At 63.8% G+C, this 946-nt stretch carries 2 protein-coding genes; both read left to right on the forward strand.

The window, feature by feature from the left end:
- Window positions 1-234: GMC oxidoreductase (locus tag EN991_RS37870; protein ID WP_245461195.1), on the forward strand; the 234-nt coding region annotated here is incomplete at its 5' end.
- A partial coding sequence (locus EN991_RS37875; protein ID WP_164769737.1) for a mandelate racemase/muconate lactonizing enzyme family protein occupies window positions 231-946 on the forward strand: 716 nt, incomplete at its 3' end. The genes EN991_RS37870 and EN991_RS37875, both read left to right, overlap by 4 nt.

Genomic DNA, 946 nt, shown 5'->3' on the forward strand with positions numbered 1-946 from the left:
ATTCAGGATTTCAGGAAGCGCTCGGGCACCGTCTATCATCCGGTCTCGACCTGCCGCATGGGGCCCGATCCGGCGCGCGCCGTCGTCGACCCGCGTCTCAAGGTGCACGGCATCGACGGTCTGCGCGTCATCGACGCCTCGATCTTCCCCGACAACATCACCGGCAACACCAACGCCGCCTCGATCATGACCGGTTGGAAGGGCGCCGAACTGGTTCTGGAGGACCAAAAATGAAGATCACCGACGTCAAGACCTGGGTTGTCGACAATCCGCCGCCCGGCATCGGCGGCAAGTATTTCATCTTCGTCAAGTTGACCACCGATGGCGGCGTCGTCGGCTATGGCGAAGCCTACAACGCCACCTTCTCCGCCCATGTTACCGCCCGGATGGTCGAGGACATGGCCGAGCGCTATCTCGTCGGCCGCGATCCGCACGACATCGAGAACTTCTTCCGCCGCGCCTATTCGTCCGGCTTCACCCAGCGGCCCGACGTGTCAGGCATGGGCTGCTTCTCGGCGCTGGAAATGGCCTGCTGGGACATCATCGGCAAGGAGGCCGACAAGCCGGTCTACAAACTGCTCGGCGGCCAGGTGCACGAAACGCTGCGTTCCTACACCTATCTTTATCCGCACACCGGCAGCGTCCACTCCGAGGATGCGCACGGCAAGAACGTCTACAACGACCCCGATCTCGCCGCCGCCTGCGCGCTCGAATATGTCGAACAGGGGTTCAACGCCGTCAAACTGGACCCGGCCGGCCCCTACACCGCCTTCGACGGCCACCAGCCGCGTCTTGTCGATATCGACCTGTCCACCCGCATGATCAAGGCGATCCGCGAGGCGGTCGGCACCCGCGCCGACATCCTGTTTGGCACGCACGGCCAGTTCACAGCGTCCGGCGCGCTGCGCATGGCGCGCGCCATCGAGCCCTATGATCCCTTGTGGTT

This window comes from Mesorhizobium sp. M7A.F.Ca.US.005.03.2.1 (assembly GCF_003997795.1).
Lineage (GTDB): Bacteria > Pseudomonadota > Alphaproteobacteria > Rhizobiales > Rhizobiaceae > Mesorhizobium > Mesorhizobium ciceri.